Source organism: Pseudomonas edaphica (assembly GCF_005863185.1).
GTDB classification, from domain to species: Bacteria; Pseudomonadota; Gammaproteobacteria; order Pseudomonadales; family Pseudomonadaceae; genus Aquipseudomonas; species Aquipseudomonas edaphica.
This window is the reverse complement of the sequence record NZ_VBVZ01001118.1, coordinates 1-627: the sequence shown is the minus strand read 5'-3', so window position 1 is coordinate 627 and position 627 is coordinate 1. Positions and strand designations below refer to the sequence as shown.

At 63.5% G+C, this 627-nt stretch carries 1 protein-coding gene; it reads right to left on the bottom strand.

The features are described 5' to 3' along the window. Positions 1-88: 88 nt before the first annotated feature. On the bottom strand, positions 89-627 hold a 539-nt coding region (locus tag FEM54_RS33610; protein WP_138454404.1), incomplete at its 5' end, for a maleate cis-trans isomerase family protein.

The following is a 627-nucleotide window of genomic DNA, read 5'->3' as shown; positions in this document are numbered from 1 at the left end:
AGTGCGCAGCGCTCCCGCTTTTTTGGGGCCGCTTCGCAGCCCAGCGCGAGCAAGCTCGCTCGCCACATAAGCTCATTCACCACGAGTGTCAGTAAGCGCCGGACAGCAAGGCACCGGCACCGGGCACGATAGGCTCCAGGTCCAACGCCTTGAGCATCGCGTAAGTGGTGGCGATGGCGGCGGTGAGCACCGGTTTGCCGGTTTGCGCTTCAACCTTGGCCACCACCGGCAGCGACTGCATCTGCACGCAGGCAGAGAGCACGATCACGTCCACCCCTTCCAGGTTCATGCCGGCGACGATGGCCGGCAGGTTGGCCGGGTCGTGGCGCGCCACTTCGAGGTTGTCGGGGATCTCCAGGGCGCGCCAGTCCACCACGTCAAAGCCTTCTTCGCGGATGTAGTTCACCACCAGTTCGGTCAGCGGCTTCATGTACGGCGCGACGATGGCGATGCGCTTGGCGCCCATCACTTTCAAGCCTTCGATCAAGGCGCCAGCGCTGGTGATCACCGGGGCGTTGGCATCGTTATCGGCGGTGGCTTTACGCAAACGTTGTTCGGAATTGCGGTGATAACCCAGGCCCATGGCCATGATCGCCACCAGGCACGCATAGCCCAGCACGTCGACCT